Origin of the sequence: Lactococcus hircilactis (assembly GCF_009601015.1) — a bacterium.
Taxonomy (GTDB): Bacteria; Bacillota; Bacilli; order Lactobacillales; family Streptococcaceae; genus Lactococcus; species Lactococcus hircilactis.
The window spans coordinates 112,675-119,422 of the sequence record NZ_WITJ01000012.1 but is presented as its reverse complement, the minus strand read 5'-3'; the positions used below and the strand labels follow the sequence as shown (position 1 = coordinate 119,422).

The 6,748-nt window shown below is 38.8% G+C and carries 6 protein-coding genes; 2 read left to right on the top strand and 4 right to left on the bottom strand.

Annotation, left to right across the window (positions count from 1 at the left end; translation table 11 throughout):
• Window positions 1-247 precede the first annotated feature (247 nt).
• Complete coding sequence (locus GHI93_RS09515; RefSeq protein WP_153496818.1) at window positions 248-1,345, bottom strand: LysM peptidoglycan-binding domain-containing protein; 1,098 nt, start codon at window positions 1,343-1,345, stop codon at window positions 248-250.
• Window positions 1,346-1,564: 219 nt separating this feature from the next.
• Here GHI93_RS09515 and cysK point away from each other — a divergent pair, with 219 nt between their 5' ends.
• Complete coding sequence (gene cysK, locus GHI93_RS09510) at window positions 1,565-2,500, top strand: cysteine synthase A (RefSeq protein ID WP_153496817.1); 936 nt, start codon at window positions 1,565-1,567, stop codon at window positions 2,498-2,500.
• Between the two features lie 132 nt (window positions 2,501-2,632).
• Window positions 2,633-4,279 carry a peptide ABC transporter substrate-binding protein gene (locus tag GHI93_RS09505; protein WP_153496816.1) on the top strand — a complete coding sequence of 549 codons (1,647 nt, stop codon included), beginning with the start codon at window positions 2,633-2,635 and terminating at the stop codon, window positions 4,277-4,279.
• A 73-nt stretch (window positions 4,280-4,352) separates the two neighbouring features.
• Here the strand turns inward: GHI93_RS09505 and GHI93_RS09500 are convergent, their stop codons facing one another.
• The 3 genes from GHI93_RS09500 to GHI93_RS09490 form a co-directional block, all read right to left on the bottom strand.
• Entirely contained in the window at window positions 4,353-5,498 is a 1,146-nt protein-coding gene (locus GHI93_RS09500) for a cysteine desulfurase family protein (RefSeq protein WP_343030354.1), read from the bottom strand.
• A gap of 173 nt (window positions 5,499-5,671) precedes the next feature.
• Window positions 5,672-5,947 (bottom strand): HU family DNA-binding protein, encoded by a 276-nt coding sequence (locus tag GHI93_RS09495; RefSeq protein ID WP_153496815.1) that lies wholly within the window; start codon window positions 5,945-5,947, stop codon window positions 5,672-5,674.
• A gap of 124 nt (window positions 5,948-6,071) precedes the next feature.
• On the bottom strand, window positions 6,072-6,746 hold the full coding sequence (locus GHI93_RS09490; RefSeq protein WP_153496814.1) for a YpmS family protein: 675 nt from the start codon (window positions 6,744-6,746) through the stop codon (window positions 6,072-6,074).
• Between the last annotated feature and the right edge of the window lie 2 nt (window positions 6,747-6,748).

The window sequence follows — 6,748 nt, the reverse complement described above, 5'->3', positions numbered from 1 at the left end:
CCCCTTTAGTGACGTGAGGGGAATCCCCTCCGATAGTAAGACAAACTACTTCTCTTTTATTTTAAATTTATTTTGAGTTAAGTCAAGCTTGAGTTAAGCGCTTATTTTTAGCGGTTTTAGCTTATTTCTGATTTGTTTTTAGGAGGATATTTGAGTTGTTTTTATTAAATTAACTAAAATCGTTTATTTTGTTTTTTAGAGAAAATAAAAACGTTCAAGATTTCCTTGAACGTTTGAAAAATGATCATCAAATATTGATCGTTTGACCAGGTAAAATGGTTTGATTAATACCAATGCCATTGATTTCTGCTAGGCGTTGTGCACTCATGCCATTGGCAGTGGCAATTGAGTATAAACTCTCCCCTGCAACAACGGTGTGCGTGTATCCAGAATGTGACGACGTACTTGTCGTTTGGGAAACTTGCTGTGTTGTTGCAACATTTTGAGATGAGGACGCGATATTCAATTGTTCTCCGACATGAATCATATCTGCATCCGCAATTGCGTTATCAGCCATCAATTGCTGGATAGATATGCCGTAACGTGCTGCAATAGAGGATAGACTATCCCCCGATTGAACGGTATAACTACGAGATGAGCTTGTAGCGCTCGCTGTTGCAGCTGATGTGGAAGTACCGCTTATTTTTAGGACTTGTCCAACTTGAAGTTGATTTTGATTAGAAAGTCCATTGACAGACATCAATGAAGAGACTGTCGTGCCGTACGTTGCAGCAATTCCAGATAATGTATCCCCAGATTTGACCGTGTAAGCACTTGAGCTAGCAGCTGAGTTCTGATGTGAGGCTGTCAGTGCTGATGAAGGAACTCCGCCATTATCATAAGCACTCAACCCTAGTTCTTGGATTAGGGCGTTGAGCTTTGAGGCGTAATCAGGGTCTGTTGCGTAACGCCCTTGCAACCAAGCTGTCGCGTCACGATAAGAGCTCGCATTTTCACGCCAAGCACCCGCATAGAGTTTTGAGCCGCGAATCATTTGAGCTTGCGCTAAACACGCTTCATATAAAGAACTGTACGCTTGAAATGGCTCAACTACCGTCTTCATTTGCCCATTAATGTACTCTTTTGTTGGGAGGTAAACTGGATTTCCTGAAGTGTATTTTACACCAAAAATGTTGTTATATTGACTTGCAAGAGCACTTTGGCCGTGGCTGCTCTCAAGAATGCCTTGTGCAATCATGACCGATGGATACAATCCATACTGATGAGCAATTGGTGTTGCTGCTGTTGCGATGGAGGACACAGAAAGTGCAGACACTTTTACTCCTGTCAGTACTGACAACGCTAAGACAGATGCACCCAATGCAAATTGATGTTTATTTTTCATAGAAGACTCGCTTTCATTTGATCAAAAGTTCTTATGTTCTATTATAATAAAAAAAAGAGCGTTTTGTAAAGCCATTTCTTTTTATTTCTGTATTTTATAACATCGAAATTTAAATCCTGCTATAAAAAAATGTTATGACCAAAAGTTTTTTTTACGTTAAAATAGAAGTATCAACGATTGATGTTTAATCGTTTAAAAATTTTAAAAGAGGTCAAAAAAATGAGTAAAATTTATGATAACATCACTGAATTAATCGGGAAAACACCGATTGTCAAACTTCAGCACACACAAGAAGATTCTGCTGATATTTATGTCAAATTGGAAAGTTTTAATCCAGGAAGTTCTGTAAAAGACCGGATTGCACTGGCAATGATTCAAGCCGCAAAAAAAGAGGGAAAACTCGCTGATGGTGGGACCATTGTTGAGCCAACTTCTGGAAATACTGGGATTGGTCTTGCGTTTGTGGGAGCTGCTTTGGGATATAAGGTGGTCATTGTCATGCCAGAGAGCTTTTCTATTGAACGCAGAAAGCTGATTCAAGCTTATGGCGCAACACTCGTTTTGACACCAGCAGCCGGCGGAATGGCTGCTGCAATTGAAAAAGCAAAGACACTAGCCAAAGAAAACAATTATTTTCTTGCCATGCAATTTGAAAATCCTGCTAATCCTGCCATTCACGAAGCAACGACGGGAGCAGAAATTGTGGAGGCCTTTTCTGTCAGTGCTGACAACATTGGATTAGACGCATTTGTAGCTGGAGCAGGGACTGGAGGAACAATTACAGGAGTTTCTCACGCCCTCAAAAAAGCAAATGCCAACGTCAAAACGTATGTTGTTGAAGCTGCTGAATCTGCGATTTTATCTGGTGAAGCCGCAGGACCACATAAAATTCAAGGCATCTCAGCTGGCTTTATTCCAAAAATTCTTGACACCACTTCTTATGATGACGTCATTGCTGTCAAAGGAGATGATGCGATTATCACAGCAAGAAAAGTCGGTGCCACAGAAGGTTTTCTTGTCGGCATTTCGTCTGGTGCTGCTTTGTTTGCAGCCTATGACATCGCAAAAAAATTGGGCAAAGGAAAGAAAGTGCTCGCGCTTCTTCCAGACAACGGAGAGCGTTACCTCTCTACTGTATTATACGATTTTGATTAAATTGACCACCCAAAAAGAACATCGTGTTCTTTTTCTTATGCTTTCATTTAAAAGTAAAATTTCTTTGACAATTTTAAGAAGCGCTGTATAATAAAAAAGAAAGATTAAATGAAAATTTTATTTGGAGATAAAATGAAAAAATATAAAATTGTTTCTCTTGGTTTGATTTCGATTGCTGCAACAGGAGTGCTCGCTGCATGTGGAACTCAATCCTCTACCCCCTCATCCACGCGTTACATTCAATACAGTTTGAATTCAGACCTACTTACTTTAGATTCGAGTCTTGCTTCTGATGTCAATTCTATTGATACATTATTGAACGTACAAGCAGGATTGGTCCGTTTTGATAAAAATGCTCACGTTGAAAATGATTTAGCAAAATCCATCTCTCTTTCAAAAGATGGCTTGACTTATACCGTGATCCTCAAACCTCAATTAAAGTGGTCTAATGGAGAAAAATTAACGGCAAAAGATTTTGTTTATGGCTGGCAACGCACCATTGATCCAAAAACTGGTTCAGAATATGCCACGGCACTCAGCCCTGTTGCCAATGCTAAAGACATTTTGGATGGTAAAAAACCCGTTTCAAGTCTTGGGATTAAAGCGCAAGGAGAGGACAAGCTCATCATCACGCTCGCTTCACAAACCCCTTATTTTGAGAAATTAATGACAGAACAGGCATTCTATCCATTGAATCAAAAATTTGTCGAAAAAGAAGGGAAATATTACGGCACAACATCTGACAAAACCCTGTACGATGGTGCTTTTATGTTTGCTAAAGGAACGAAGGGCTGGACAGGTTCTAATAAAATTTTTACACTCATTAAAAATCCTAACTATTATGATAAAAAATCAGTTAAAGCACGTGGGATCACTTATCAGGTGATTTCAGACATGGCTACTGCAGCGCAATTATATAAGCAAGGCAAACTCGATGTTGCAATTTTGGATACACCCACATTGATTGCTGCCAATAAAGCAAATAAAGGATTTACCGTTCTTCCTTCTCCAAGAACAGATACCATTGAATATAATCAATCTGGTACTGTTCCTGCTTTAAAAAACACTAAAATCCGTGAAGCCTTTAATCTCGCCACTAACCGCCAAGGTCTCCTCAATACAGCTGCTCCTTCTTATACAGTTTTGAAAACAGCGACACCAAATGGACTTGACAAAGCACCAAATGGGCAGGATTTTGCCACTTATGCTGCACAACCCTACACCTATGATGCAAAAAAAGCAGCTGCATTATTTAAAGAAGGACTAAAAGAACTCGGAAAGACAACGTTGAGCTTGACGCTTGAAGGAGATAGTGATGATGCATTCCATAAAGCCGCTGTTGATTATCTCAAACAAAACTTCGAAAAAGATTTACCAGGACTTACCATCAATGAAAATCTTGTCCCTAAGGCGCAACGTTTAAAAGACGCAACAAACCAAAATTTCCAAATTATCCTCTCAAGCTGGGGAGCAGATTATAATGAACCTTCCGATTACTTGATTAATTTTATTACTGATTCAACCATGAATGATGGAAAAGTGAACAATCTAGCTTTTGATCAAGCCTATAAATCTGCAACAACGCTTCCAGATGTCAATGATCCAGAAAAACGTTACGCAGATTACAAGGCGGCCGAGAAAGCACTTTATGAGCAATCCAATATCGATCCGATTGATACTCAAGCAAAATCACTCCTTTTAAATCCCAAGCTCAAGGGAGTTTCTAAAGTCAATTCTGCAATGATTTATGATTTAACACACGCATCACTCACAAAATAATAAAGAACCACTAAAAAGTGGTTTTTTCTACCTCATCACACACAAACAATTCTGTCAGTACTGACAGAATTGTTTAATGGGCAATTTTATCAAATTCAGCATACAAGAGCTTAAAAACTGTCAAAAACTGTTCGACTTCTGCCATATTATTGGAAAAGTCAAGACTGATTCTTACAGCGCTGGTTGCATAGTGACTTGGGACATGCATTGCAACCAGTGTTCCAGCTGCTGCATTTTTCTTTGATGCGCATGCTGATGTCGTCGAAATATAAATCTCATGATTTTCAAATCCATGAACGAGCACTTCTCCACGTACTCCTCGAATGCCAAACGTTAAGATATTGGGCGCAAAATCTGCCATTTCACTAAACAAAATCACCTTATCATAAGTTTTGAGTGACTCAAGCATCACTTGCTTCATCTGACTCACATTTTTGCGTTTGAGTGCATCATCCAGAAGCGTCAAGCGCAAAGCTTTTGCTGTTGCCACAATCGCTGGTAAGTTTTCTGTTGTTGAACGTCGATTATTTTCCTGACCGCCACCATGTAAAAGTGGAGTCAATCTTTTTCCTGCCCTGATCATTGCGAAGCCAACACCACGTGGACCGTGAAATTTATGTGCAGAGAAGGTCACAAAATCCACGCGCGGTAACATGAAATCTTCGACAGCAATTTTTCCAATCGCTTGTACGGCATCAACATGAAAACCAGTTGTTGGATGATCAGCCAACAACTCAGAGATTGCTTTTAACGGTTGAATCGACCCTACTTCATTATTGACTGCCATCACAGAAACTAAAATTGTATCTTCACGAAGTAAATCTGCAAGTTTTGAAACGTCAACAAATCCACGTGCATCTACTGGAGCATAATCCACCTCAAATCCTTGAGTTTTGAGCCACTGTGCTGTATTTTTGATGGCAGGATGTTCGATACTTGAAACAATGATGTGCCGTCCATAAATCCGTTTTTCAAAAGCTACTCCCTTTAAAATCCAATTATCTCCTTCAGTCCCCCCGCTTGTAAAATAAATTTCATCTGACGACACCCCCAATAATGCTGAAATTTGCTGACGCGATGCTTCAAGCAAGCGCGTTGCTACCGCTCCTAGCTGATGCAAACTAGACGGATTCCCCATCACTCGCATCGCCACATCAGTATAAGTTTTGATTGCTTCAGGCGCCATGGCTGTTGTTGCTGAATTATCGAAATAAATCACTTGTTTTCTTTCCTTTTCATCTAACCTCAAAATCAGAACCAGCCCTTTTTAGAGCTGGTTTTCGACTTCCTATTTCTCATATTATAGCACATTTTCAATCAGATGTTCTAAAACGAAAATAAAAAAAGAAAAATGCCATGCAAACGCATGACATCGGTATTTCTTAAGTTAAATTATTTAACGGCATCTTTCAATGCTTTACCAGCTTTAAATGCTGGAACAACAGTTGCATCGATTTTGATTGCTGCACCAGTTTGAGGGTTACGTCCTTCACGTGCTGCGCGTTCGCGAGTTTCAAAAGTACCAAAACCAATAAGTTGTACTTTTTCACCTTTAGCAAGGAATGCTGTAACTGCTTCACCAAAAGCGTTTACTGCTTTTTCTGAATCTTTTTTAGTCAAACCAGTTTTTGCTGCAACTTCAGCGATAAGATCTTGTTTGTTAGCCATTTTAAAAATGTCCTCCATTAATTTTTTACCTTTTACTTAGGCACTGTTTATTCTATCAAATATTGCCCGTCTTTGCAAGCTAAATCGGCTCTTTAAGCCATTTTTCTCCATTTTTTATCAGTTTTTAGTTCTTTTTCATCAAATCAAAACTAAATTTTCCTGCTGTAAGATCAATTTGATTTGATTTTAAGTAAAATCCACCTGCTACCTTGATCTGATCCAAATGGATGACCAGCTGACTTGAGCTACTTTTAATCTCAACAAAAGTTGGTAAATTGTAGGATTTGAGCAACTGTAAAATTTCTTTTGTCGGAAGTCCCAACGTCCCAGCCGAGATACTCGTCACATTTAAACTAATTGAACCATCAGATAAAGCAAGCGGTTCAAAATAAATGTAAATTGGAATTTTCGTTCCAAGCACTTTATAGGTCATATTTAAAACGGCTTGTTCTTGTGAGATGTAAAACTTATACGTCAAATCAGAATTTTTAGATTGATTTGCATTGATATACGTTGCAATCAATTGATTGAGTTCTTGAGTTGTACTTGTCACTGTGGCAACACTTTGATTTTTTGATGTCGCTTGTGTGCGAGATAAAATTGCCTCATCCCGAAAACTCGTAGCGCGAACGCCGACAAAGAGAACCACAGCAAGATTAAACGCCAATAAAACCAGAAAAAGAACCTTCCAAACTGTACTTTTTGGCAGTGGATTTATTTTTTTTGTAGCATTTTTTTCTTTTATATTTGGCGCTGAGCTTGTTTTATTTTTTCTTGAAATTTTTTCTTGATTATCCATGA

Excerpts from the sequence above, each read along its gene's own strand:
- GHI93_RS09515 (WP_153496818.1), bottom strand. The coding sequence starts at position 1,345 with ATGAAAAATAAACATCAATTTGCATTGGGTGCATCTGTCTTAGCGTTG.
- GHI93_RS09505 (WP_153496816.1), top strand. The coding sequence starts at position 2,633 with ATGAAAAAATATAAAATTGTTTCTCTTGGTTTGATTTCGATTGCTGCA.
- GHI93_RS09490 (WP_153496814.1), bottom strand. The coding sequence starts at position 6,746 with ATGGATAATCAAGAAAAAATTTCAAGAAAAAATAAAACAAGCTCAGCG.
- cysK (WP_153496817.1), top strand. The coding sequence starts at position 1,565 with ATGAGTAAAATTTATGATAACATCACTGAATTAATCGGGAAAACACCG.
- GHI93_RS09495 (WP_153496815.1), bottom strand. The coding sequence starts at position 5,947 with ATGGCTAACAAACAAGATCTTATCGCTGAAGTTGCAGCAAAAACTGGT.